This is a genomic window from Caminibacter sp. (genome assembly GCF_053999135.1).
In genome coordinates this window covers 1-23,533 of the sequence record NZ_JBMXVQ010000107.1, presented here as the reverse complement: position 1 = coordinate 23,533, position 23,533 = coordinate 1, and the positions used below count along the sequence as shown (strand labels likewise).

The following is a 23,533-nucleotide window of genomic DNA, read 5'->3' as shown; positions in this document are numbered from 1 at the left end:
GAATGATAGGTATAGTTGATTATAATATGGGGAATCTTGCAAGCGTGAAAAACGCTTTTGATAAAATAGGAGCAAACGCGGATATAGTTAAAGACCCTGATAAACTTAAAAATTACGATAAACTTCTTTTTCCGGGAGTCGGAGCGTTTGGCGACGCTATTGAGCATTTAAAAGAAACGGGACTTGATGAGGCTATGAAAAATTTCGTAAAGACGGGTAAATATGTTTTAGGCGTATGTCTTGGGATGCAGCTTTTATTTGAAAATAGCGAGGAATTTGGAAATCATAAAGGGCTTGGAATAATTCCGGGAGATGTAGTAAGGTTTGATAAAAAAATAGAAAAAGACCATAAAGTTCCTCATATGGGATGGAATAAAATGTTTTTTCAAGGAAACTCACCTCTTTTTAAAGGGTTGGATAATCCTTATTTGTATTTTGTTCATTCTTATCATGTTGTTTGTGAAGATAAATACGCTATTGGTAAAACATTTTACGGTTATGAATTCGTAAGTGCGGTAAATAAAGACAACGTATTCGGTTTTCAGCCTCATCCGGAAAAAAGCCATAATGCCGGTCTTAAAATTTTGAAAAATTTTGTAAATTTATAAGGAGTTTATTATGATAATTTTTCCGGCGATTGATTTAAAAGACGGTAAAGCGGTCAGGCTTACTAAAGGACTTATGCAAAGCGCTAAAATTTACAGTGACGAGCCGTGGGAACTTGCTAAAAATTTTGAAAATATGGGGGCAGAGTGGCTTCATATAGTGGATTTAAACGGAGCTTTTGCGGGGGAGCCTAAAAATATAGAACAGATAAAAAAAATAAGAAAAAACACAAATCTAAAAATTCAGCTCGGCGGCGGTATAAGAGATGAAGAAACAATAAAAAAATACCTTGATTTGGGAATAAACAGATTGATTTTAGGAAGTATTGCGGCAAGAGACCCTAAAAAAGTTATCGAACTTGCCGATAAATATCCTATAGCTGTGGGAATAGACGCCAAAGACGGTTTTGTGGCCGTTGAGGGCTGGGGTAAAAGCGAGGGTGTAAAAGCCAGTGAACTTGCTAAAATGTATGAAAATTCTCAAATAGAGTGTATAATTGCAACTGATATTTCTAAAGACGGAACACTTAGCGGATTGAATATAGATTTTATACTCGATATAATGAAAGCATCTAAAAAAAATGTAATTGCAAGCGGCGGTGTCGCGAGCGAAGAAGATATTAAAAAAGTTAAAGAAAACGGAATATACGGAGTTATAATAGGAAAAGCCTTTTATGAAGGCAAAATAGATTTAGAAAAAATTTTAAAGGAGTATTAATGGGAAAATTACTTGTAGTCGATGATTCCGGTACAATGAGAAGAATTGTTAAAAACGCATTGGTAAAGCTTGGATTTAAGCCCGAAGATATTTTGGAAGCGGCTGACGGAAAAGAGGCATGGGAAGCGTTTCAACAGCACAGGGATGAAATAAACGCCGTTTTAACAGACTGGAATATGCCTAATATGACGGGACTTGAGCTTGTTAAAAAGATAAGGGAAGATGAAGTTAAAAGGGGAGTTTTAGGAAGCGGTAAAGATTTTTTAAAAGATATTAAGCTGGGAAAAGGCGTTAAAATTATTATGATTACTACCGAAGGTGGTAAAGAAAGCGTGCTTGAAGCTGTAAAAGCGGGTGTTAACAACTATATTGTAAAACCGTTTACCATTCAAAAAATAGAAGAGAAACTAAAACAGTTAAAGCTGTTATGAAAAAATTTTATTACGAGCTGAGTGTCACCCCTTCCGCTTTTAAAGAAGAGATAGAAAATTTTTTAATGGAGCGTTTTTTTAACGGTATAGAAGAAAAGGGAAATACTCTTATTTTAAGAAGCGAAGAGGGATTTGATGATTTGATAAAAGAGTTAAAAAATTACGTTAAAGCGTTGGAAGAAATTTTTAATGTTTCTGTGGATTTAAAAATTGATATAGAAAAAAAATCAAACAGGGATTGGGTAAAATCATATCAAAACTCCGTTAAACCGGTGGAAATAGAAGAGTTTTATATTCATCCGAGTTGGTATCCCCCAAAAGAAGGAAAAATAAATATAGTAATAGACCCGGCTTTGGCTTTTGGCAGCGGACATCATGAAACGACTAGAAGTTGCGTTAAAGCAATAAAAAAATATGTAAAAAACGGAAATTCTTTTTTAGATGTCGGTTGCGGCAGCGGTATTTTGGGAATAGTCGCTTCAAAACTGGGCGCTGAGGTGGATGCCTGCGATACGGACGAATTGGCGGTTGCTTCAGCTAAGGAAAATTTTGATTTAAATTATGCAAAATATAACCGAATATGGAAGGGAAGCGCGGGTGATACAGATAAAAAATACGATGTTGTAACGGCTAATATAATAGCCGATGTGCTGGTTTTTATAGCTTCGGAACTTAAAGCCAGGGTTAATGACATTTTAATTTTATCTGGTATAATTGATAAGTATAAAAATAAGGTTTTAGATAAATATAAAGATTTTAAGCTTATAGAGGAAATAAAAGATAACGAATGGGTTACTCTGGTGCTTAAGAAAGGAAATTAATGGATAAGAAAAATAATAACAATAATAATTTTTTTAATCAAAACCCTCTTCTTTTTTTTATTGTGTTTGCTGTTTTGATAGTTATAGTGTTTAGGAGTCTTGGAAGCGGCGTTAGCGAGGTTAATAATTTGACAAGTGCCGGGACCAGTCAGGTTATGGCGTTAAGTTATTCGGATATAAAAACGCTTGCAAAAGAAGGTAAGCTTGAGTATGTGGCAATAGGTAGAAATTTAATTAAGGCTAAGCTGAAAGACGGAAGAATAGTAACCGTTCAAAAAGTACCGGGTGATAATACTTTAGTGGAAATTCTGGATAAATATAAAGTGCCTTACGGTGCTATGAATGACAATAACTGGCTTAGCGATTTGATTTTCGGGTGGATTATTCCTATTTTTATATTTTTTGCCATATGGATGTTTCTGGCCTCTCGTATGCAAAAAGGCATGGGCGGAGTTTTAGGAATAGGAAGCGCTAAGGGATTGATAAAAAGTGAAAAACCCGACGTGAAATTTGATGACGTAGCCGGTAACGATGAAGCTAAAGAAGAGGTAAAAGAGATAGTCGATTTTTTAAAAAACCCCGACAGATATATAGAACTCGGTGCTAAAATACCAAAAGGCGTTCTTTTGGTTGGACCTCCGGGTACAGGTAAAACGCTTCTTGCAAAAGCCGTGGCTGGTGAAGCGGATGTGCCTTTTTTTGCGGTAAGCGGAAGTAGTTTTATAGAAATGTTTGTGGGAGTCGGTGCTGCAAGGGTTAGGGATTTATTTGCTCAGGCTAAAAAAGAGGCTCCTAGTATTATTTTTATAGACGAAATAGACGCAATAGGAAAAAGCAGAGCCGCCGGAGGGCCTATGGGCGGCAACGATGAAAGGGAGCAGACGTTAAACCAGCTTCTTGCGGAAATGGACGGTTTTGATTCAAACGAACCCGTTATTGTCTTAGCCGCTACAAACAGACCTGAAATTTTAGACCCGGCTCTTTTAAGACCAGGCAGGTTTGACAGACAGGTGCTTGTTGATAAACCGGATTTTAAAGGAAGAGTTGAAATTTTAAAAGTGCATATTAAAAAAATAAAGGCCGGAAAAGACGTTGATTTGGAAGAAATCGCCAGAATGACCGCAGGACTTGCCGGTGCGGATTTGGCCAATATAGTAAATGAAGCCGCTCTTCTTGCCGGTAGAAAAGGTAAAAAAGAAGTAAATCAAGAAGAGTTTGTAGAGGCGGTTGAAAGACAAATAGCCGGTCTTGAAAAGAAAAGCAGAAGGCTTAATGAAAAAGACAAAAAAATAGTCGCTTACCATGAAAGCGGACATGCTGTTGTTGCGGAAGTGACTCCTGAAGCCAGAAAAGTAAAAAAAGTTTCTATCGTCCCAAGGGGGCTTGCTGCTTTGGGATATACTTTAAATCTACCTGAAGAGGATAAGTATCTTATGCAGAAAAAAGAACTTATCGCGGAAGTAGACACGCTTCTTGGGGGAAGGGCGGCAGAAGAAGTGTTTACAGGTGAAATTTCAACAGGAGCCGGAAACGATTTGGAAAGGGCTACCGATATTGTAAGAGCAATGGTTAGTATGTATGGAATGAGTGATGTAGCCGGACTTATGGTGCTTGAGAAACAGACCAACAGATTTTTAGGGAATTTTGCCCAAGCTAGGGAATATTCTGAAAAAACTCAAGAAGAAGTGGATAAATTTATAAAAACATTTTTGGATGAGAGATATAAACACGTTAAAAATGTTTTGAAAAAATATAAACCTGTGATAGAAAAAATGGTTGAGGAACTGTATGAAAAAGAAGTAATTGAAGGAAGCAGAGTAAGAGAACTTATTGAAAAATTCGAAGAAGGCGAACTGGATAAAGATATTGACCGGGATAAAAAAGAAAGCAGTAATAAAAAAGAGGGTGAAAATGAAAACGGAAATAATTCTTAAAGAAGGTTATCCTTATATAGGCGGTAGTTTTTCTATTTTCTTTTTTTCTCTTTTGATGACCGACAGTTTTTTATGGCAGTTTTTTTGGTTTTTGGTGTTTGCTTTTTTTGTATATTTTTTCAGAAATCCCGAAAGAATTCCCGAAGATGATTCTAAAAACGCCATTATTGCTCCAAGCGACGGTACCGTTGTTGAAATAGTAGAATCGCTGTCTCCTATTACCGGAAAAAATAGCGTAAAAATTTCAATAAGGCTTTCTCTTTTAGATGTTCATATTCAAAGAAGCCCCATATACGGCGAAATGAGTGCAAGAGAATATATTCATGGAACTTTTCTTGCTTTAAATTCTCCAAAAGCCAGTGAGCTTAACGAACAAAACAGAGTGCTTTTTAAACAGGGTAACTGTGAAATAGTGGTAAATCAGATAGCGGGGTTTATTACAAGAAGAATAGTGATGTTTAGGGATTTAGGACCTGTAAAACTTGGCGAAAGATACGGTATGATAACATTTGGTTCTCAGGTAGATATATACCTGCCTAAGGAAAGTATAATTAAAGTAACCGAATTTCAAAAATTAAAAGCCGGAGAGACTCTTTTGGGGTATTTGAATGAGAATTAACTTAGCTTATTTGCTTCCTAATTTTTTTACCGCTTTAAGCGCTTTTTTTGGTGTAATGGCTATTATTGCCGCTTCTCAGGCTAAGTTTGAAAAAGCTTTTATTTATATTGTCCTTTCTTTGATTGCCGACGGTCTTGACGGCCGCGTGGCGCGTCTTACCAATACCGCTTCCAAATTCGGGGTTGAATTTGATTCTCTTGCCGATATAGTGGCGTTTGGAGTGGCCCCGGCTATGATGCTTTTTTTTGCTATAGGGGAAAATTACGGAAGGTTTGGGGCTTTGGTTAGCGGTCTTTTTGTGGTTTTCGGTGCTATAAGGCTTGCAAGGTTTAACGTTACCACCGGGGAATTGGACCCCAGGTATTTTATAGGGCTTCCCATTCCAACCGCTGCCGTAGTCCTTGGCAGCTGGATTATGCTTGATATAAAATACGGAGGTAATTTTGATTTTTTGATTTTGATAGGAGCATTGTTTTTGGCTTTTTTGATGGTTAGCAATTTTAGATATCCGAGTTTTAAAAAAATAAATCTTGATAAAAAAGTTGCTTTAAAAGTGTTGATTTTAATTATTATAGTGGCTTCTTTTATATATTTGTATCCTGTTGAGGCAATTGCTATAATTTTAACTGTTTATGTTTTTTATGGATTTATAAGAGGCGTAATTAATTATTTTAAAGCGATAAAAAGAACTAATGGATAAAATTTTTCCATTGACAAAAAATAAACTATAAGTTATAATTATAAAAAAAATGAATAAACCATAAAAGGATTTTTAATGAAAATGGTAAAAATTTTTGATACTACATTGCGTGACGGAGAACAGTCCCCTGGTGCTTCTATGACAATAGAAGAAAAAATAAAAGTTGCAAAACAGCTTGAAAAATTAAGAGTCGATATTATTGAAGCGGGATTTGCAGCGGCAAGTCCGGGGGATTTTGAAGCTATTCATATGATAGCTAAAGAAGTTAAAGATTCAACTGTTTGTTCCCTTGCAAGAGCGGTTGAAAACGATATAAAAAAGGCCGCTTTAGCAATCGAACCTGCGCCCCTTAAAAGAATTCATACATTTATAGCAACAAGTCCCATTCATATGGAATATAAACTTAGAATGAAACCGGATGAAGTAATAAAAAGGGCAGTTGAGGCCGTTAAATATGCAAGGACATTTGTAGATGATGTTGAGTTTAGCTGTGAGGATGCCGGAAGAAGTGAAATGGGCTTTTTAAAAGAGATAATAAGCGCCGTTATTGAAGCGGGAGCTAAAACCATCAATATTCCGGATACCGTAGGATACAGATTTCCTCATGAAATGGGAGGTATGATTAAAGAACTTGTCGATTATTTTCCAAAAGACATTACTTTTAGCGTTCATTGTCATAACGACCTTGGACTTGCTACGGCTAATTCATTATACAGTATCTTAAACGGGGCTAGACAGGTTGAATGTACTATAAACGGTCTTGGTGAGAGAGCAGGAAACGCGGCACTTGAAGAGATTGTCATGGCTATTAAGGTTAGACGCGATTTGTTTGAGGGGATTGATACGAGAATAAACACAAAAGAGATTTATCCGACAAGCCGTCTTGTGGCAAGCGTTACAGGAATTGAACCGCAGCCTAATAAAGCTATTGTGGGAAGAAACGCTTTTGCTCATGAAAGCGGTATTCATCAAGACGGAGTGCTTAAACATAAACAGACATATGAAATTATGAGCGCGGAGGATATCGGGCTTGATATTAAAGATACGATAGTGCTTGGAAAACACAGCGGTCGTCATGCACTTAAGAAAAAACTTGAACAGCTTGGATTTACCGATATAAACGAAGAAGAACTAAATGAAATATTTATGAAATTCAAAAAACTGGCCGATAAGAAAAAAGAGATATACGATGAAGATATTTTGGCTATAATGAATGAAGCAAGCGATAAAACCCCTAAAGTTTATGAATTGCTTTCTTTACAGCTTAGTGATTGCAGCGAAGGTATGCCAAGTGCCGCCGCTAAAATAAAGTTTGAAGATAAAATTTATACCGATGCGGCAATAGGAGAAGGGACTATTGATGCTATATTTAAGGTAATAGACAGAATAAGCGGTATTAACGGAAGACTTATGGATTACAAGGTTGAAGCTGTAAGCGAAGGGAAAGACGCTCTGGCAAAAGTGATGGTAAAAGTTGTGTTTGACGAAAACAAACCGGCCGTTATGGGGCATGGGCTTAGTATTGATACAATGCTTGCAAGCGCTAAAGCGTATATAAATGCTCTTAATAATTATATTCATATGAAAGATTTATTAAGCAAAAAGATAAGTTATAAGGATAGTATTTAATGTTAAAAATAGCCATTTTAGGTAAACCAAACGTTGGAAAAAGCAGTTTTTTCAATAGAATTCTCAGACAAAGAGACGCTATTGTCAGTGATAAAGCCGGGACTACCAGGGATATAAAAAAAAGGGAAGTTTCCCTTGATGACGATTTGGAAGATATTGTACTTCTTGATACCGGAGGTCTTGAAGAAAGAGACGAACTTTTTGAGAAAGTAAAACAAAAAGCTCTTGATGTGGCTAAAGAAGCCGATGTAATTCTTTACATGGTTGATGGAAGAACTATTCCTGATGAAGATGAGATTAAATATTTCAGAACTCTTCAAAAATTAAGAAAACCTCTTATTTTAATCGTTAACAAAGTTGACAACGATAAATTGATGGAGGGTGTTTACAACTTTTATGAATTGGGTGCCGATGAAATTTATCCTATTTCTATTGCGCATAACAGAGGGGTTGGAAAACTGATTGAGAGGATAAAAGAGTTTGTTCCCAAAAAACCTAAAGTCATTCAGGAAGCTACTGCTATAGAAGAAGATATTCCTCTTGAGGAATTATTCAGCGAAGAAGAGAATAAAGAAGATTTAGAAAACCTTAAAGAAATAAAAGTGGCGATTGTAGGACGTGTAAATGTCGGAAAAAGTTCGCTTTTAAATGCTCTTGTGGGGGAAGAGAGGGCGATTGTCAGTGATATGGACGGTACCACTATAGACCCTATTGACGAAACTATTTATTACAACGGTTATCATATAACGTTTGTAGATACCGCCGGTATCAGAAGAAGAGGTAAAATTAAAGATATAGAAAAATATGCCCTTATGAGAACGGAAAAAGTTTTGCAAGAAGCCGATGTAGCCATTTTGGTTTTGGATGCAAAAAACGGAATAGTAGAGCTTGATGAAAAAATCGGAGGTCTTATTCAAAAACATAAAAACGCATGTATTATAGTCGGGAATAAGTGGGATGAAGCTTCAATGGATTATAAAAAATTTGAAGCCGATGTAAGAGACAGGTTTAAATTTTTGTATTATGCCCCTTTTATGGTTGTCAGTGCAAAAACAAAAAGAAATATTGATAAACTTAAAGATAAAATTATTTACGTATACGGGAATTATATAAAAAGAGTACCTACTTCCAAACTTAACGAATGGATAAAAGAAGCTACCCAAAGACATAAACTTCCAACCGATATAAGAGGGCGGGAAATTAAAATTTATTATGCGACGCAGTTTGGAATTAAGCCTCCTACAATCGCTCTTGTTATGAATAAACCAAAACTTCATTTTTCTTATGAGAGATATTTAATAAACTTCTTAAGGCAAAAAGAAGATTTTACAGGTACGCCTATTGTATTAATACCAAGAGAAAAAGGGAAAAAGTGAAAAGAGTAGTTAGTGGAATGAGACCTACTGGAAAACTTCATTTAGGACATTATATAGGAGTTTTAAAAAATTGGAAAAAATTGCAAAACGAATATGACAGTTTCTTTTTTGTAGCCGATTGGCATGCACTTACTACCAAATTTGACGAAGATATAGATTTGAAAGCTCAAAGTATAGAACTTATAAAAGAGTGGATAGCAAGCGGAATAGACCCTCAAAAAGCCACTCTTTTTATTCAAAGCGAAATAAAAGAACATGCCGAGCTTTATTTGATTTTTAATATGATAACCCCTGTTAGTTGGCTTGAGAGAAATCCTACTTATAAAGACGCTATGCAGCAAGAAGAGTATAAGAAAAAAAACAATGTCGGATTTTTAACATATCCGGTGCTTCAAACGGCTGATATAGTTCTTTATGATGCCGATTTGGTGCCTATCGGAGAAGACCAAAAACCCCATTTGGAACTTGCTAGGGATATTGTAAACAGGTTTAATTATCTTTATAAACGAGAAATTTTTAAAGAGCCTAAAGAGATGTTAACCGAAGTTCCAAGACTTCCGGGGCTGGATGGAAGAAAAATGAGTAAAAGTTTTAATAACGCCATTTATCTTGATGAAACGCCTGAAGAAATATGGGCTAAAGTCAGACAGGCAAAAACAGACCCGGCAAGAATAAGAAAAACAGACCCTGGGCATCCTGAGGTTTGTATTGTTTTTGAATATCATAAAGCGTTTTCATCCCCTGAGGAAGTTAATGAAATAGAGAATGCTTGTAAGGCTGGTTCTATAGGATGTGTGGAATGTAAAAAAAGATGTGCAGCTAATATAGAAAAAATAGTAGGACCTATTCGAGATAAAAAAGCGCAATTAAAAAATGAGGATATTTTAGATATAATTAAAGAAGGAAATAAAAAAGCCAAAGCACTGGCTGGTGAAAAAATGAAACAGGTAAATGAAGTTATATTTTAAAGGAGACAAATGAAAGCAAAAAAACTGTGGTGTGCGGAGAGAGTTCAAAGACTTATGATGAGTATGTTTTTGCTTCTTATTTTAATGCTTTTGGCAAAAGGATACAGCGTAGCGGGACTTGCTCTTTTGGCGTTTATGTCGGTTATGCTTTTTATTCATTTCATTTTTGATTTTTGTCCTTCGACTGTGATTTTGCAAAAAATATTCGGAAGCTGTTATTGCGAATGTAAGGAAGAAAACCATGAAAATCAGTTATAAAGAAGCGGGAGTTGATATTGATGCGGGAAATTCTTTGGTAGAGAGAATAAAACCCGTAGTAAAAGAGACTTTTAATGAAAATGTAGTTGGAGGTATAGGCAGTTTTGCCGGAGCTTTTAGACTGCCTCAGGGATATAAAAAACCCGTTCTTTTATCAGCTACGGACGGGGTTGGGACTAAGCTTAAACTTGCAATTGATGCGAAAAAATACGATACGGTCGGAATTGATTTGGTAGCTATGTGCGTTAACGATTTAATTTGTAATTTTGGTGAGCCGCTTTTTTTCCTCGATTATTATGCCACCGGAAAACTGGATGTTGACGCTGCTGCCGATGTAATCAAAGGGATAGCCGAAGGTTGTAAACAAGCTGAATGTGCTTTAATCGGTGGAGAAACCGCTGAAATGCCCGGAATGTATAGCGAAGATGATTTTGATTTAGCGGGATTTGCTGTGGGAATAGCAGAAGAGGACGAACTTAATCCAAAAGTAAAAGAAGGAGATATTTTAATTGCCCTTCCAAGCAGCGGTATTCACTCAAACGGGTATTCGCTTGTTAGAAAACTCTTTTTTGAAAAATTAAAAATGAAATTTGATGATGAAATTGATGGTAAAAAACTTATTGATATTTTGCTGACTCCTACTAGAATTTATGTAAAAGATTTTAAAAAACTGAAACCTTTTATAAACGCTTTGGCTCATATTACCGGAGGAGGAATTGTAGAAAATCTTCCAAGAGTGCTTCGGGATGATTTGGAAGCGGTTGTTTATAAAGATAAAATAAAAATCCTTCCGATATTTGAGTTTATGAAAAAATATGTAGATGAAAATGAAATGTTTAGAACGTTTAATATGGGTGTAGGAATGATTTTGGCGGTTGATAATAAAAATGTGGATGAAGTGTTGTCTTTAAGTGACGGATATGTTATTGGAGAGATAAGAAAAGGATTAAAAGGAGTAAAACTGATATGAACCCCTCCCGTTTGCTTTCTAAAATAGTTGTTAAAATAGCAAGAACTTCTTTTCCAAAATCCATTCAATGTTTTATAAACAGACTTTATGTAAAATTTTTTGATATAGATATGAGCGAATATACACCCGAGGACCCTTGTGAATATCCGACTCTCAACGACCTTTTTATTCGCCATAAAAAATATATCGAATTTTATGAGGATGAAGATATTGTTGTAAGTCCTAGCGATTCTTTGGTGATAGCCGATGGAGAGATAGAAGATGGATATGTTTATCAGATAAAGGGTAAAAAATATGAATTAAAAGAATTAATTCCTTATGAAACTAAACTTAATGGAGGATATTTTATAAATCTTTATCTCTCTCCAAGGGATTATCACAGATATCATGTCCCTGTTGATATGGAAATAGTAAAAGCTACTTATATTCCGGGTGAGCTTAAGCCCGTTAAACCTTCTCAGCTTGAAAAGGAATTGGTTTTTCCAAAAAATAAAAGAATTGTTTTAAAATGTAAAGACAAAAAAGAGAGGTATTTTTATTTTGTGGCTGTAGGGGCTATGATTGTGGGAAAAATTCATATGAATTTTGATGAAAGACTTCAAAAAGATTATGAGAGTGTTATAACTTTTGAATATGAAACTCCTGTAAAATTGAAAAAAGGCGATGAGCTGGGCAGGTTTGAGTTTGGTAGTTCTATTTTGCTCTTTTTTGGACCTGAGCATTTTAAATATTTAAATCAGAAAGATTATTTGGAAGTAGGGGATATTCTAGGTGAAATTTATTAAAAGGTCTGTTTTTTTTATTCTTCTTCCCGTTTTTATTTTTGGCGTGGATAAACAAAAGCTGCTTGACTGTTATGAAATATTCGATCAAAGAAAAGCAGAGCTTGAAGCTGAAGCCGAAAAAATCCTCGAACAAAAAGAGGCTTTAGAAGCTTTAAAAAACACTTATATGGCCCTTATAAAGAAAAAAGAGGAAAAGTTTAAAAAAAAAGAAGAGGAAATTAACGCCACTTTAAAAAAAATAGAAGAAGAAAAAAAACTTATTCAAAAACTTGTTAAAGAAAACAAAAAAATACTTGAAGCCATAAAAAAAGCCAAACTTGATAAAGTTGCTCAAAGTTATGCAAAAATGAGACCCAATAATGCAGCTAATATTTTACAGACTATGAAAGAAAAAGACGCGTTGGAAATTTTACAAAAACTTCCTCCAAAAACGGTTGCTAAAATATTTGCTAAAATGGAGCCTAAAAAAGCGGCGAAACTCAGCGAAGCATTACTGAAAATAAAGGACACCCATGAATCAGATTGAAGCCATTACCTCTTTACATTTAAGAAACGAAGTTCAGTTTTTTACGTTTTCCCTCGAAGAAAACGGAGATGTTTATGCGATGAATATTTTTAAAATAAAAGAAATTTTAAAATATCAGGGAAAAGTAGTTGAAATAGGCAGTGAAGTCCCTTTTATTGAGGGAATTATCAATGTAAGAAATATTACCATCCCCGTAGTGGATTTGAGAAAGTGGTTTTTTTATGACGGGACAAATAAGGATTTGAGTGAGTATGGGATTAAAAGTAAAGATTATTTGGTAATGATTTGTGATTTTAGCGGGGTTTTGGTAGCCGTTAGGATATATAAGGCTTACGGTCTTTTAATAAAAAGCTGGGATGAATTTGTAAGAAACGATAATATTTCTTCTCATCAAAAGATTATAGGATATGTTAAAGAAAAAGATAAAATTATTCAAATTGTCGATATGGAAAAGATGGTGGATGAGGCTTTCGGTATAGAGGAAGCTAAATTAAAAGAGATGGATGTTGTAACAGAGCTTGGTATAAAAGACAAATATATACTTGTGGCGGATGATTCAAAATCGGTGTTAAATGTTATGGAAAGAATTATGAAAAAACTTGGCGTTAAATATATGTTGTTTAAAAACGGGGAAGAGTTGATTGATTTTATATTTTCAATTCCTAAAGAAAAAATATTCGCTATTATTACCGATTTGGAAATGCCTAAAAAAAGCGGTTTTGAGGTGATAAAACAGGTAAAAAACTCTTCTTATAAAGATATTCCTATAATAGTTAATTCCTCTATGAGCGGAAAATCAAATGAAGAAATGGCTAAAAGCCTTAACGCTGACGGTTTTGTATCAAAATCCAATCCCGTTGAAATTGAAAAATTTTTAAGGAATTTTATCAATGAAAGCACAGATAATACTTAATGTTAACGCTCAAAAGCATTTAATAGCAAAAGCGTTAACCAAATATATCGATTTTTCAAAAAGGGTATATATAGCGTACGGGTCTACAAATCATTATCTGCTTTATCATTTGGGAATTGAATATAAAGACGCTTATATTGCGGGATGTTTTTATAACAATGCTTTAAACGTTACCAAAAAAAGACCTTTACCTGTTGTTTTGGATAATAAAAAAACGGTTGACATAAAAGATTTTGATATAAGTAAAAGCGATTTTTTTATAAAAGGGGCAAACGCTCTGTGGTATGAAAGCGGCAAAAAATACGCCGCAGTTGCCGTAGCTGATGATAAAGGAGGGACTTACGGCAATTTTTATATAAAAGCGGCTGCAAGGGGAAGCAGGGTCATTATCCCCGTTTCTCATGAAAAACTTATTCCTTATTATGTTCCTTCAAGTCAAAATGTTGATATGGCAATGGGCAGTAAAATTGCTATGTTTAAATTTTTTTACGGAGAAGTTTTTACGGAAGTAGAAGCTTTTGATTTTTTATTCAATCTAAATGCAAAAATTATAGCGGGCGGAGGAATTTTAGGCAATGAAGGAAGTGTTATAATGGAAGTTGAAGGTAAAGAAAAAGATATAAAATCTGCTTTTGATTTTGTAAAACACTATTCTTTTGAGTTAAATTTCACTGTTGAAACTTTATTTTAAATCTTTTTTTTCCATTTTGATGTAATCGATATCTTTAAAAAACAAAATATTTCCTTTTTTTGTCTTTTTGACTTTATAAAGGGCTAAGTCGGCGTTTTTAAATCTCTCTTCGAAAGGAGCTTCTTTATCAGAACAAGCTCCTGCGCTTAAAGAAAGTTTTTTTTCCATTTTGCTGTCAAACTGTTGTTGAATTTTCCGTAAATTTTTATTGATGGTGTTTATTATGCTTATTATCTGTTTTTTGTTTTTATTTGTGCATATTAAAAATTCATCCCCTCCCCATCTTCCGATAATACCGTCTTTAAAATATTTTTTTAGAAGCCATGCAAACTCTTTTAAAATTTCATCACCTTTTTCATGGCCGAAAGTATCGTTTATATATTTAAAATTATCAAGGTCTACAATTAAAAAGTGTTGGCATGGAAATTTTTCAAGTGCTTTTTCAAATCCCCGTCTGTTGTATACACCCGTAAGTTTATCGGTAGTCGCTTTTTTACTGTATTCGTCAAGCACTTTTTCAATAAAATTAATTTTTTTTCTAAAAACGGTAAAGAACATCAAATAAAAAACTGCAATCAAGATTAAATAAAAAATTATTACCGTTAGGATAACAGGTTTTAACGCTTTTATAACTTCTTTGTTTATATCGTTTGAGAGTTTTTCGATTTTGCTGTATTTAATTCCGAATCCGAAGAAAATATTCAAAGGTTTAAATTGTTCAAAAAAATAAAATTCGTCTTTTTTAAATTCTCCGGTTATTTTTTTACCGTTTTGATAAATGATGATGCCCGGTATGCTTTTAAGCATTGAGAGTATGTTTTTATTTATATCACTTTTGTCTATATTCTCAATATTAAACTCGGTTTCTATTATAAGATGATATGCCGGGGAGTATTTTATTAAATAAAATTTATTCTCTTTTATTACGGCGCATTTCCCGTAATTTTCAAAAGGGTCGCATATTTTTTTGTAATCGAATCTTTTTCCTATATTTTCAGGATTTTTGGAAATAAGGATTTTATTATTTTGAATAATGTCTATATCTTCATCGTATAAATTATATATGTATTTAAAAAGAAACGGTTTATAATTTTTAAAATTAAGCTTTTCAAGCGTTTTTAATAAAATAATCAGTTTATCGGTATCGTTTTCAATTAATTTTTCCTGGTTTTTGATTTTATTCGTTAAAATACTTTTATAATATTTATTTAATACGTTTTTTATTAAGTATAGTCTGTTATCCATATTTTCATTGATTATAAAATTATATTGATATGAAGATGTTATCGATATAGCCGTTTTGGATTCTATCTTGTATGTCCAGATATTTAAAATGATAACGGATATTATAAAAAGAGTAAATATTCCTAAAGTATAAAAATATATTTTTTTTACCATATAATATCTTTTGCGTAATGTTTAATAAACCATTCAGGCAGTTTGAAGTCTATTTCCTTAGCCCGTTTGGCATTTATAAAATAGACTGCTTTAGGAGCGTTTATAATTTGGGGTTTTGGGTTTTTCGGATAATTTAATACGATTTCCCCGAGACTTTTTCCCATTTCAAAAAAATCCACGCCCCCAAATCCTAAAAAACCCATTTTTGTAAAAACTAAATTGACGCTTATGTCCGGTTTTTTGATGTTTTTTAAATAGATGTCTTTAAGTTTGTAAAAAGGTGTTTTTTTATGGTCGGTTTTTAAAGACATAGTAAAAGGCATAAAAAGTGTAAATTCGTTATTGTTATTTATTTCTTTTGTTTTTTGTTTTAATTCGTTAATGTTTTTACATTCAATAAAAATAAGTTTTTTTTCAAATTCGGTGTTTTTAAGTTCCGTTAAAATTTGATTTTTTAAAATCTCTCCCACTCCTTTGCTGTAAAAAAGGGCTATTTTATTTACCGGTTTTATTTTATTGAATGTGGTTAGAATTTCTTTTATATGGAGTTTTTCATAAACCCCTGAAAAAAGGGTTTTGTTTAAATGATATTTTTTTTCATAAATGCTAAACGGGATGTTAATTCCTGAGAAAAAGATTTGTTTTCCTTTTTTGGAAGCCGGGATTCCAACTAGTTTAAAAGCCGCATCGTCAAATGTTACAATATAATCGTATTTGTTTATGTTTTTTAAAATATTTTCAGCCTTTTGGCGTAATTCATCTTTTGTGGATACCCTTGCGTTTAAAAAACAGATATCAAAATCATCCGCTGCATATTTTTCATACATTTTTGATAAAAATCCGTTTAACTGAGGCATTCCGCACTGGTCTTTATTATCGTATGAGTTAACGATTAAAATTTTTGAAAAGGCAAATATCGCCAACAAACATATACTTATTAAAGGTTTCATTTTTTTACCTTTTTTATTGTTATTATATAAAAAAATAGAGTCAAGTTATAATTTATAACAAACTTATTTAAAAAAATATTTATTAAATCATAATTTTCAATTCTTTGGTATAATTTTGAAAAAAAGGTGAAATATGCTTATAAAAGAACCTCAAGTTCCTTTTATTGCCAGAAGAATAGCTATCGATTTGTTAAACAGCGGATATGTCACCTTTCCTAAGGGAATGGATAATGCCATTAAAGAGATAGAAGAGATAGTATTGGACGATGTTTTATGGGAGAGGGAAATAGAAGATAAAACAAGGGAAATATTGGCAAAACAGGAAGAGGAAAACGAGTTTCTTTTTTATGACGTCGATAGACGGGAGCTTTTTAAGCTGTTAAAAAAAGAGATAGCAAAAGAAGAGGGATTTAATATAAAAAAAGAGGACAGATTCGACGAACTTGCTTCTTTTTTGGTAAAAGAGTTATGGGATAAGGAACTAATAGATTATGATGTAAGAGACGGTAAAATCAAAAATATTATTTTTAATTCCTTAATGAGCTTTTTAAATAAGGAAAAAGAAGCAAGAGACGCTGTATATGAAAAAATGGAACATTACAAAAGGCCTCTTGTGCCTGGAAGTGATGAATGGGAACTTGTATTTCAAAGACTTTACGAACAGGAACTTAGAAAAAGAGGACTTATTTAAGTGAAAAATGAAAGGTTTTTAAAGGAAAAATATGAAAGTTAGCATTTTACTTGAAAACGGAATGTTTTTCGAAGCTAAAGGTTTTGGAGCAAAAGGAACCGAAGTTGGAGAAATAGTTTTTAATACTTCCTTGAGTGGATATCAGGAAATTATTACAGACCCAAGCTATGCCGGGCAGTTTGTTGTTTTTACTATGCCCGAGATTGGAAATGTGGGTGTAAATAAAGATGATATGGAAAGTAAGGGAGCTTGGCTTAAAGGTGTAATTGTTAGAGAATATGTGGATAATTTTTCAAATTTCAGAGGTGAAAAAAGTTTGGGGGAATTTTTAAAAGAACAGGGAGTTTTAGGAATAAGTGATATTGATACTAGATTTTTGACTAAAACGATAAGACATGAGGGTGCTATGATGATGATAGCATCTACTGAAATACATGATAAAGAAGAACTTGAAAAAATTTTAAAATCATCTCCAAGAATTGAAGAAGTGGATTATATAAAAGAAGTTACTACAAAAGAACCTTACATTCATCCGCATGGAGCTTGGGATGATAAAGAGTTTAAATACAAAGAAAAAAATACCAATAAAAAAATCGCCGTATTTGATTTTGGAGTTAAAAGAAATATTTTAAATGAACTTACAGAAGCTGGAATGGAGTGTTTGGTTGTCCCGGCCTCAACTCCTGTAGAAGAGATTATAAAAATGTATGAAAAGGGAGAAATCGGGGGAGTGTTTTTAAGTAACGGCCCCGGGGACCCTCTGATTTTAAAAGATATTCATAAAAAAATAAAAAAACTTTTAGAACATAAAATTCCTATGTTTGGAATTTGTCTTGGTCATCAGTTACTTAGTATTTCTCACGGATATCCTACGTTTAAACTGAAATTTGGACACCACGGAGGGAATCATCCGGTAAAAAATATGCTTGGAAGAAAACCGGTTGTAGAAATTACCGCTCAAAATCATAACTATAATGTGCCGGAAAATATAAGAGAAGTGGCGGAAATTACTCATGTGAATCTTTTTGACGGGACAATAGAAGGGGGAAAATATAAAAACGAGCCCGTATTTTCCGTACAGCATCACCCAGAAGCAAGTCCGGGGCCTCATGACAGTAAATATATTTTTAAAGAGTTTTATAAGATAGTAAAATAAGTTATGGATTTAGACTTAATTAACAAATTAATGTTTGGAATTTTTGAGCTTTTTATTCTTTTTGTGGCAATCTTTGCCTTAATAACTACTTTTTTGACATCTCCTCTTATTTCTTTTTTAATCTTTTTCTTTTTGATATATTTTGCTTATTATTTGGCAATAAAATATTTTTTTAAAGATTTATAGTATTCCTTTGTAAATTAAAAACAGTAATAAAACTCCTACTATTATTCTATAAATTCCAAAAGGAATAAGTGTATATTTTTTAACAAAACTTAAAAACCATTTTACCGCCACATAACAGCTGATAAAGCTCACTACAAATCCAACTCCTAAAACCAGCAAATTTTGGTCTTTAAAAGACGAAATGTTTTTAACAAATTCATATCCGCTTGCGGCAAACATTGTAGGAATTGCAAGCAAAAAGCTAAAATCGGCAGCCGTTTTTCTGCTAAGTCCGCTTAGCATTCCACCAACTATTGTAGCGCCGCTTCTGCTGGTACCCGGTATAAGGGCAAAAACTTGAAAAACACCTATTGTAAATGCTTGGCGGTAAGTTACTTTTTCTACTTCTTTAACTTTTACCTTTTCTTCGGAATATAGTTTTTCTACGATAAAAAACACTATTCCTCCGATTATAAACATCCATGCAACAGTAGTTAAAGTAAAGAGTTCTTTTATCTGATGTCTAAGTAAAAAACCTACAATTGCCAGAGGTAAAAAAGCCAGAATTACTTTTTTCCAAAGTTCTATTTCTTTAAAATTGATTTTATCAAGATAAATCATAACAATCGCAAGAGTCGCTCCAAGCTGAATTATTACTTCAAAAGCTACATTTGTTAAAGTTTGTTTTAATCCCAGTAGCGTTGATACCAAAATCATATGGGCAGTTGATGAAATGGGTAGAAATTCCGTTATTCCTTCTACGATACCTAAAATAATACTTTCTATTATTGTCATAATTTTTCTCCCTCTTCTAAAATTTTGTTAAATACTTTTAAAGTCATTTTAACGTCTTCTAAAGCGTCATGATAATTTGCGTTTTGGTGACCTAAAAAAAATGCAACCGCTTCTTCAAGACGGGGTTGTTTTTTCTTATCAAGCACAACTATATCCCATGAATAAAACATCGTATCGAAAATAGGTATATCTATAATATTTGGAAAATGCTTTGCCCTTTCAAGCTCTCTTTTTAAGACCCCGAAATCATAAAATACATTATGACCTACAATCATATCAAGAGAATTGAAAATTTCTAAAATTTCATCTTTTTTTTCTAAAAAAGTGGGTTTGTTTTCTAAGTCTTCTTGTTTTATTTTATGAACTTCATATGCTTCTTCGCTGATTTTTGCTTTTGGATTTAAAAATTGGTAAATTTCTTTTGTACTCATATCTTCCATATTTTGTATAACAATCGCATAAGAAATTATATATCCGTAAATATCGGTAGTTTCCGTATCGAACACGCCTATTTTTTTTACTTTTGCTTCTTTTGGAGTGTTTTTCAAATCGTTTATGTAAAATTTTAAGAATTCTTTTGAATTAAATACTTTTTGAGAAGGAATTGGTTTTAATCTTTTCATAATTCCGTCTCTTTCAAGCACGGTTGATATTATATAATCCTGATAATTTCTAAAAATAATGTTTTCGTGAATGTCTTCTTTTAGGCATTTAGTAAGATAACTTTTATTTTTTTTTAATTCGTTTAAAGCGTATTCTTTTGTTTTTTTATTAAATATTGTCGCTCTTCTTAAGGCTTCTATTTTTTGAGGCAGTCTCAAATTTTTCCTTTTTGGTGAAATTATAACAATTTAAGGTATAATTACATATAAAAAAGGTTTTCAATGCCAAAAAGAGAAGATATTAAAACTATATTGCTTATAGGCTCAGGACCTATTGTAATAGGACAGGCGTGTGAATTTGACTACTCGGGCGTTCAAGCTGCAAAAACCTTAAAATCTCTTGGATACAGAGTTGTTCTTATCAATTCAAATCCGGCTACGATTATGACTGACCCTGAATTTGCGGATGCTACTTATATTGAACCTATTACCCCGGAAATTGTTAAAAAAATAATAGAAAAAGAAAAAGTTGATGCGATACTTCCTACCATGGGAGGACAGACTGCACTTAATGTTGCTATGGAAATGTATGAAAAGGGGATGCTTGAGGGAGTTGAATTTTTAGGGGCAAATCCTGAAGCTATTAAAAAGGGAGAAGACAGGGAAGCATTCAAACAGGCGATGGAAAAAATCGGAATGGATTTGCCAAAATCAGCTACCGCCCATACTCTTGATGAAGCAATCGAAATAGCAAAAGAGATAGGTTTTCCGCTTATTGTAAGAGCCGCTTATACTCTCGGTGGACTTGGAAGCGGGGTGGCTTATAATATGGATGAATTTAAAGAACTTGCAAAAACAGGTCTTGAAGCAAGTCCTATCAGTGAAATTGAAATAATGGAAAGTATGCTTGGGTGGAAAGAATATGAAATGGAAGTTATCCGTGACAGGGAAGATAATTGTATTATTGTATGTTCGATTGAAAACTTTGACCCTATGGGTGTTCATACGGGAGACAGTATTACGGTAGCTCCGGCCCTTACCCTTACAGATAAAGAATATCAAAAAATGAGAGACGCTTCTTTTGCGATTCTTAGAGAAATAGGTGTGGATACGGGAGGAAGTAACGTTCAGTTTGCTGTTAATCCTAAAAACGGAAGAATGATAGTAATTGAAATGAATCCGAGAGTTTCAAGAAGTAGTGCGTTAGCTTCTAAAGCTACCGGTTATCCGATTGCTAAAGTTGCAACACTTCTAGCTGTAGGTTATACTCTTGATGAAATTAAAAACGATATAACTGGAACCGCTGCAAGTTTTGAACCTGTAATCGATTATGTGGTTACTAAAATCCCTAGATTTACGTTTGAAAAATTTCCTCAAGCTGACAGCACTCTTACAACTTCAATGAAAAGTGTTGGTGAGGTAATGGCAATTGGCAGAACATTTAAAGAGTCGATTCAAAAAGCGCTGTGTTCTTTAGAAACGGGGCTTGACGGGTTTGAAAGGCGTGAATGTGATGAAGATACTCTTAAAAAGAAACTAAGAGTCCCAAATGATGAGAGAATTTTATATGTAGCAGAAGCGTTTAGAAAAGGAAAGAGTGTTGATGAGGTGTTTGAACTTACTCAAATAGACCCGTGGTTTTTGAATCAGATTAAGGAAATCGTAGATTTTGAAAAGACAATAGATATAGAAATATTAAATAATGAAGAAAAACTAAGACGCGCTAAAACATATGGATTTAGCGATAAGATGATAGCGAAACTTATCGGTGTTAGTGAAAATGACGTATATAACGCCAGAAAAAGACTTGGAGTTGAGCTTGATTACAACGAAGTTGATACCTGTGCGGCTGAATTTGATACGACTACAAGTTATTTATACTCTTCTACAAATGTTACAAAAAACGTTCCTTTAAGAGAAAGTGATTTGAAAAATGATAAAAAAGTTTTAATCCTTGGAGGAGGACCTAACAGAATAGGACAGGGAATTGAGTTTGATTACTGCTGTGTTCACGCTGCTTTTGCTCTTGAAGATTTAGGTATAAAAACAATTATGTACAACTGTAATCCTGAAACCGTATCAACTGACTATGATACTAGTGATGTACTTTATTTTGAACCGATTGATTTTGAAAGAGTTAGAAACGTGGTAGAACTTGAAAATCCGGATGGTGTAATTGTTCATTTTGGGGGACAAACTCCCCTTAAGCTTGCAAAACCTCTAACAAGTATCGGAGCAAAAATTATAGGAACAAGTGCAAAAGTTATAGATACCGCGGAAGATAGGGAAAAATTTTCTGAATTTATTAAAGAATTAGGTCTTAACCAACCGGAAAACGGAACCGCTTTTACAAAAGAAGAAGCGTATAAAATTGCTAATGAAATAGGATATCCTGTACTTGTTAGACCAAGTTATGTTCTTGGCGGAAGGGCTATGAGAATAGTTTATAATGAAAATGAGCTTAAAGAATATATGGATGAGGCTGTAAGCGTGTCTCATGAAAGCCCTGTTTTAATAGATAAATTCTTAGACAGGGCAATTGAGCTTGATGTGGATGCTATAAGCGATACAAAAGATGTATATATCGGCGGAATTATGCAGCATATCGAAGAAGCCGGAATTCATAGTGGAGATAGTGCATGTAGTCTTCCTAATGTAAATATAAGTGATGAAAAAATAAAAGAAATAGAAAATGTTACTAAAAAAATCGCTTTAAAACTTGGAGTAAAAGGTCTTCTTAATATTCAATATGCTTTGCATAAAGATAAACTGTATTTAATAGAAGTAAACCCAAGGGCAAGTAGAACCGTTCCTTTTGTATCTAAAGCTACGGGAATTCCTATGGCAAAAGTAGCTACAAGAGTTATGTGGAATTTGGAATATAATCCTGATATTAATAACGGTAAAGTTTTAGAAGAAGCGTTAAATTTTTATGACAAATTTAATGTGGTAGAATTTGACGGTAATGTGTATAAACCTAAATTAAAAGGGCATATCGCCGTTAAAGAAGCGGTGTTTCCGTTTAATAAACTTGCGGGTGCCGATTTGATCTTGGGACCTGAAATGAAATCAACCGGTGAAGTTATGGGTATTAGTGAAAGTTTTGGCGAAAGTTTTGCAAAAGCACAGGCTGCTGCTAAAAATATACTACCGACAAGCGGAAAAGTATTTATTTCATTAACCGACCTTGATAAAGAGTTTGCACCCTCTCTTGCAAAATCTTTAAAAGAACTTGGTTTTAATATTGTAGCAACAAGCGGAACTTATAAAATCATAATGGAAGCCGGAATAGAATGCGAAAAAGTTTTAAAAGTCAGTGAAGGCAGACCTAATATTGTTGATATGATTAAAAATGAAGAAATAGCATTAGTGATTAATACTAGCGATAATAAGGCAAGCAAAGATGACGCTAAAATAATAAGAAGGGAAGTTTTAAATCAGGGCATTCCTTATTTTACTACTATTGCGGCGGCCAATGCCGCTGTAGAAGCAATAAGATTTCTTCAAAATAATAAAATTAACGTAAAATCTATTCAAGACTACTTCGCTTCTTAATTTTTTCTTTTTCTTTTCCCAAAATTTTTCAGTGACCAATTTCCCTAAATTCAGGGGATTTAAGTGAATAAGTGAGAAATTTCATAAAAATTTCTAAAAATTTTCCAAAATTTCCTTGACATAAGGAAGGAAATTTAATATACTTTCAACCCCAAAACGGGAAGGGCACTTAAAAGAGTGCGAGATGATTGAGAACTTAGATATAAGTATTATACACCTAAGAGGGGCTAAGAGTTATTATAGATAATAAATAATGAAAAAGCCCAATAAGGGTATA

General features: G+C 33.5%; 23 protein-coding genes. 19 read left to right on the top strand and 4 right to left on the bottom strand.

The features are described from left to right. Positions 1–2: 2 nt before the first annotated feature. From hisH to ACXJH6_RS08095, 16 genes are all read left to right on the top strand, one after another. Positions 3–608 carry an imidazole glycerol phosphate synthase subunit HisH gene (hisH, locus tag ACXJH6_RS08170; RefSeq protein WP_456471266.1) on the top strand — a complete coding sequence of 202 codons (606 nt, stop codon included), beginning with the start codon at positions 3–5 and terminating at the stop codon, positions 606–608. 10 nt (positions 609–618) lie between these two features. After that, a complete protein-coding gene (gene hisA, locus ACXJH6_RS08165; protein WP_456471265.1) occupies positions 619–1,323 on the top strand; it encodes a 1-(5-phosphoribosyl)-5-[(5-phosphoribosylamino)methylideneamino]imidazole-4-carboxamide isomerase in 705 nt (234 codons plus the stop codon). Further along, entirely contained in the window at positions 1,323–1,754 is a 432-nt protein-coding gene (locus ACXJH6_RS08160) for a response regulator (RefSeq protein WP_456471264.1), read from the top strand. Before hisA ends, ACXJH6_RS08160 begins: the two co-directional genes overlap by 1 nt. Beyond that, positions 1,751–2,575, top strand: a complete 825-nt coding sequence (locus ACXJH6_RS08155) for a 50S ribosomal protein L11 methyltransferase (protein WP_456471263.1) — start codon at positions 1,751–1,753, stop codon at positions 2,573–2,575. The genes ACXJH6_RS08160 and ACXJH6_RS08155 overlap by 4 nt, the downstream gene beginning before the upstream one ends. Further along, positions 2,575–4,509: an ATP-dependent zinc metalloprotease FtsH gene (gene ftsH, locus ACXJH6_RS08150; protein WP_456471262.1), complete on the top strand. Its 1,935-nt coding sequence runs from the start codon at positions 2,575–2,577 to the stop codon at positions 4,507–4,509. Before ACXJH6_RS08155 ends, ftsH begins: the two co-directional genes overlap by 1 nt. Beyond that, complete coding sequence (locus tag ACXJH6_RS08145) at positions 4,487–5,128, top strand: phosphatidylserine decarboxylase (RefSeq protein ID WP_456471261.1); 642 nt, start codon at positions 4,487–4,489, stop codon at positions 5,126–5,128. The genes ftsH and ACXJH6_RS08145 overlap by 23 nt, the downstream gene beginning before the upstream one ends. Next, entirely contained in the window at positions 5,118–5,828 is a 711-nt protein-coding gene (pssA, locus tag ACXJH6_RS08140) for a CDP-diacylglycerol--serine O-phosphatidyltransferase (protein ID WP_456471260.1), read from the top strand. Before ACXJH6_RS08145 ends, pssA begins: the two co-directional genes overlap by 11 nt. A gap of 75 nt (positions 5,829–5,903) precedes the next feature. Further along, positions 5,904–7,457, top strand: a complete 1,554-nt coding sequence (locus ACXJH6_RS08135) for a 2-isopropylmalate synthase (protein WP_456471259.1) — start codon at positions 5,904–5,906, stop codon at positions 7,455–7,457. Next, positions 7,457–8,833, top strand: a complete 1,377-nt coding sequence (gene der, locus ACXJH6_RS08130) for a ribosome biogenesis GTPase Der (RefSeq protein ID WP_456471258.1) — start codon at positions 7,457–7,459, stop codon at positions 8,831–8,833. The genes ACXJH6_RS08135 and der overlap by 1 nt, the downstream gene beginning before the upstream one ends. Beyond that, positions 8,830–9,801, top strand: a complete 972-nt coding sequence (gene trpS / locus ACXJH6_RS08125) for a tryptophan--tRNA ligase (RefSeq protein ID WP_456471257.1) — start codon at positions 8,830–8,832, stop codon at positions 9,799–9,801. The genes der and trpS overlap by 4 nt, the downstream gene beginning before the upstream one ends. Before the next feature lie 9 nt (positions 9,802–9,810). Beyond that, positions 9,811–10,059 (top strand): phosphoribosylaminoimidazole synthetase, encoded by a 249-nt coding sequence (locus ACXJH6_RS08120; RefSeq protein ID WP_456471256.1) that lies wholly within the window; start codon positions 9,811–9,813, stop codon positions 10,057–10,059. After that, positions 10,043–11,029 (top strand): phosphoribosylformylglycinamidine cyclo-ligase, encoded by a 987-nt coding sequence (purM, locus tag ACXJH6_RS08115; protein ID WP_456471255.1) that lies wholly within the window; start codon positions 10,043–10,045, stop codon positions 11,027–11,029. Before ACXJH6_RS08120 ends, purM begins: the two co-directional genes overlap by 17 nt. Then, positions 11,026–11,814, top strand: coding sequence for a phosphatidylserine decarboxylase (locus ACXJH6_RS08110; RefSeq protein WP_456471254.1), 789 nt, complete (start codon positions 11,026–11,028; stop codon positions 11,812–11,814). Before purM ends, ACXJH6_RS08110 begins: the two co-directional genes overlap by 4 nt. After that, positions 11,801–12,340, top strand: coding sequence for a MotE family protein (locus ACXJH6_RS08105; protein ID WP_456471253.1), 540 nt, complete (start codon positions 11,801–11,803; stop codon positions 12,338–12,340). The genes ACXJH6_RS08110 and ACXJH6_RS08105 overlap by 14 nt, the downstream gene beginning before the upstream one ends. Then, complete coding sequence (locus ACXJH6_RS08100) at positions 12,327–13,253, top strand: chemotaxis protein CheV (RefSeq protein ID WP_456471252.1); 927 nt, start codon at positions 12,327–12,329, stop codon at positions 13,251–13,253. The genes ACXJH6_RS08105 and ACXJH6_RS08100 overlap by 14 nt, the downstream gene beginning before the upstream one ends. Then, complete coding sequence (locus ACXJH6_RS08095) at positions 13,231–13,944, top strand: hypothetical protein (RefSeq protein ID WP_456471251.1); 714 nt, start codon at positions 13,231–13,233, stop codon at positions 13,942–13,944. Before ACXJH6_RS08100 ends, ACXJH6_RS08095 begins: the two co-directional genes overlap by 23 nt. Here ACXJH6_RS08095 and ACXJH6_RS08090 read toward each other — a convergent pair. Together ACXJH6_RS08090 and ACXJH6_RS08085 are read right to left on the bottom strand one after the other, a co-directional pair. Continuing rightward, positions 13,936–15,342 carry a GGDEF domain-containing protein gene (locus ACXJH6_RS08090; protein ID WP_456471250.1) on the bottom strand — a complete coding sequence of 469 codons (1,407 nt, stop codon included), beginning with the start codon at positions 15,340–15,342 and terminating at the stop codon, positions 13,936–13,938. The two genes, ACXJH6_RS08095 and ACXJH6_RS08090, sit on opposite strands and share 9 nt — an antisense overlap. Beyond that, positions 15,336–16,292 carry a hypothetical protein gene (locus ACXJH6_RS08085; RefSeq protein WP_456471249.1) on the bottom strand — a complete coding sequence of 319 codons (957 nt, stop codon included), beginning with the start codon at positions 16,290–16,292 and terminating at the stop codon, positions 15,336–15,338. Before ACXJH6_RS08085 ends, ACXJH6_RS08090 begins: the two co-directional genes overlap by 7 nt. A gap of 133 nt (positions 16,293–16,425) precedes the next feature. Between ACXJH6_RS08085 and ACXJH6_RS08080 the strand changes: the two genes are divergently transcribed. Further along, positions 16,426–16,983 (top strand): DUF507 family protein, encoded by a 558-nt coding sequence (locus ACXJH6_RS08080; protein WP_456471248.1) that lies wholly within the window; start codon positions 16,426–16,428, stop codon positions 16,981–16,983. A gap of 31 nt (positions 16,984–17,014) precedes the next feature. Then, complete coding sequence (gene carA / locus ACXJH6_RS08075) at positions 17,015–18,139, top strand: glutamine-hydrolyzing carbamoyl-phosphate synthase small subunit (protein ID WP_456471247.1); 1,125 nt, start codon at positions 17,015–17,017, stop codon at positions 18,137–18,139. 180 nt (positions 18,140–18,319) lie between these two features. Here the strand turns inward: carA and ACXJH6_RS08070 are convergent, their stop codons facing one another. Beyond that, a complete protein-coding gene (locus ACXJH6_RS08070) occupies positions 18,320–19,099 on the bottom strand; it encodes an undecaprenyl-diphosphate phosphatase (RefSeq protein WP_456471246.1) in 780 nt (259 codons plus the stop codon). Continuing rightward, positions 19,096–19,920 carry a 3'-5' exonuclease gene (locus tag ACXJH6_RS08065; RefSeq protein WP_456471245.1) on the bottom strand — a complete coding sequence of 275 codons (825 nt, stop codon included), beginning with the start codon at positions 19,918–19,920 and terminating at the stop codon, positions 19,096–19,098. Before ACXJH6_RS08065 ends, ACXJH6_RS08070 begins: the two co-directional genes overlap by 4 nt. A 63-nt stretch (positions 19,921–19,983) precedes the next feature. Between ACXJH6_RS08065 and carB the strand changes: the two genes are divergently transcribed. Beyond that, positions 19,984–23,256 (top strand): carbamoyl-phosphate synthase large subunit, encoded by a 3,273-nt coding sequence (gene carB / locus ACXJH6_RS08060; RefSeq protein WP_456471244.1) that lies wholly within the window; start codon positions 19,984–19,986, stop codon positions 23,254–23,256. Positions 23,257–23,533: the final 277 nt, after the last annotated feature.

Excerpts from the sequence above, each read along its gene's own strand:
- ACXJH6_RS08095 (WP_456471251.1), top strand. The coding sequence starts at position 13,231 with ATGAAAGCACAGATAATACTTAATGTTAACGCTCAAAAGCATTTAATA.
- carA (WP_456471247.1), top strand. The coding sequence starts at position 17,015 with ATGAAAGTTAGCATTTTACTTGAAAACGGAATGTTTTTCGAAGCTAAA.
- ACXJH6_RS08100 (WP_456471252.1), top strand. The coding sequence starts at position 12,327 with ATGAATCAGATTGAAGCCATTACCTCTTTACATTTAAGAAACGAAGTT.
- ACXJH6_RS08080 (WP_456471248.1), top strand. The coding sequence starts at position 16,426 with ATGCTTATAAAAGAACCTCAAGTTCCTTTTATTGCCAGAAGAATAGCT.
- ACXJH6_RS08145 (WP_456471261.1), top strand. The coding sequence starts at position 4,487 with ATGAAAACGGAAATAATTCTTAAAGAAGGTTATCCTTATATAGGCGGT.
- ACXJH6_RS08160 (WP_456471264.1), top strand. The coding sequence starts at position 1,323 with ATGGGAAAATTACTTGTAGTCGATGATTCCGGTACAATGAGAAGAATT.
- carB (WP_456471244.1), top strand. The coding sequence starts at position 19,984 with ATGCCAAAAAGAGAAGATATTAAAACTATATTGCTTATAGGCTCAGGA.
- ftsH (WP_456471262.1), top strand. The coding sequence starts at position 2,575 with ATGGATAAGAAAAATAATAACAATAATAATTTTTTTAATCAAAACCCT.
- ACXJH6_RS08110 (WP_456471254.1), top strand. The coding sequence starts at position 11,026 with ATGAACCCCTCCCGTTTGCTTTCTAAAATAGTTGTTAAAATAGCAAGA.
- hisA (WP_456471265.1), top strand. The coding sequence starts at position 619 with ATGATAATTTTTCCGGCGATTGATTTAAAAGACGGTAAAGCGGTCAGG.
- ACXJH6_RS08155 (WP_456471263.1), top strand. The coding sequence starts at position 1,751 with ATGAAAAAATTTTATTACGAGCTGAGTGTCACCCCTTCCGCTTTTAAA.
- ACXJH6_RS08070 (WP_456471246.1), bottom strand. The coding sequence starts at position 19,099 with ATGACAATAATAGAAAGTATTATTTTAGGTATCGTAGAAGGAATAACG.
- ACXJH6_RS08135 (WP_456471259.1), top strand. The coding sequence starts at position 5,904 with ATGAAAATGGTAAAAATTTTTGATACTACATTGCGTGACGGAGAACAG.
- der (WP_456471258.1), top strand. The coding sequence starts at position 7,457 with ATGTTAAAAATAGCCATTTTAGGTAAACCAAACGTTGGAAAAAGCAGT.
- ACXJH6_RS08120 (WP_456471256.1), top strand. The coding sequence starts at position 9,811 with ATGAAAGCAAAAAAACTGTGGTGTGCGGAGAGAGTTCAAAGACTTATG.
- ACXJH6_RS08085 (WP_456471249.1), bottom strand. The coding sequence starts at position 16,292 with ATGAAACCTTTAATAAGTATATGTTTGTTGGCGATATTTGCCTTTTCA.
- ACXJH6_RS08090 (WP_456471250.1), bottom strand. The coding sequence starts at position 15,342 with ATGGTAAAAAAAATATATTTTTATACTTTAGGAATATTTACTCTTTTT.
- purM (WP_456471255.1), top strand. The coding sequence starts at position 10,043 with ATGAAAATCAGTTATAAAGAAGCGGGAGTTGATATTGATGCGGGAAAT.
- hisH (WP_456471266.1), top strand. The coding sequence starts at position 3 with ATGATAGGTATAGTTGATTATAATATGGGGAATCTTGCAAGCGTGAAA.
- pssA (WP_456471260.1), top strand. The coding sequence starts at position 5,118 with ATGAGAATTAACTTAGCTTATTTGCTTCCTAATTTTTTTACCGCTTTA.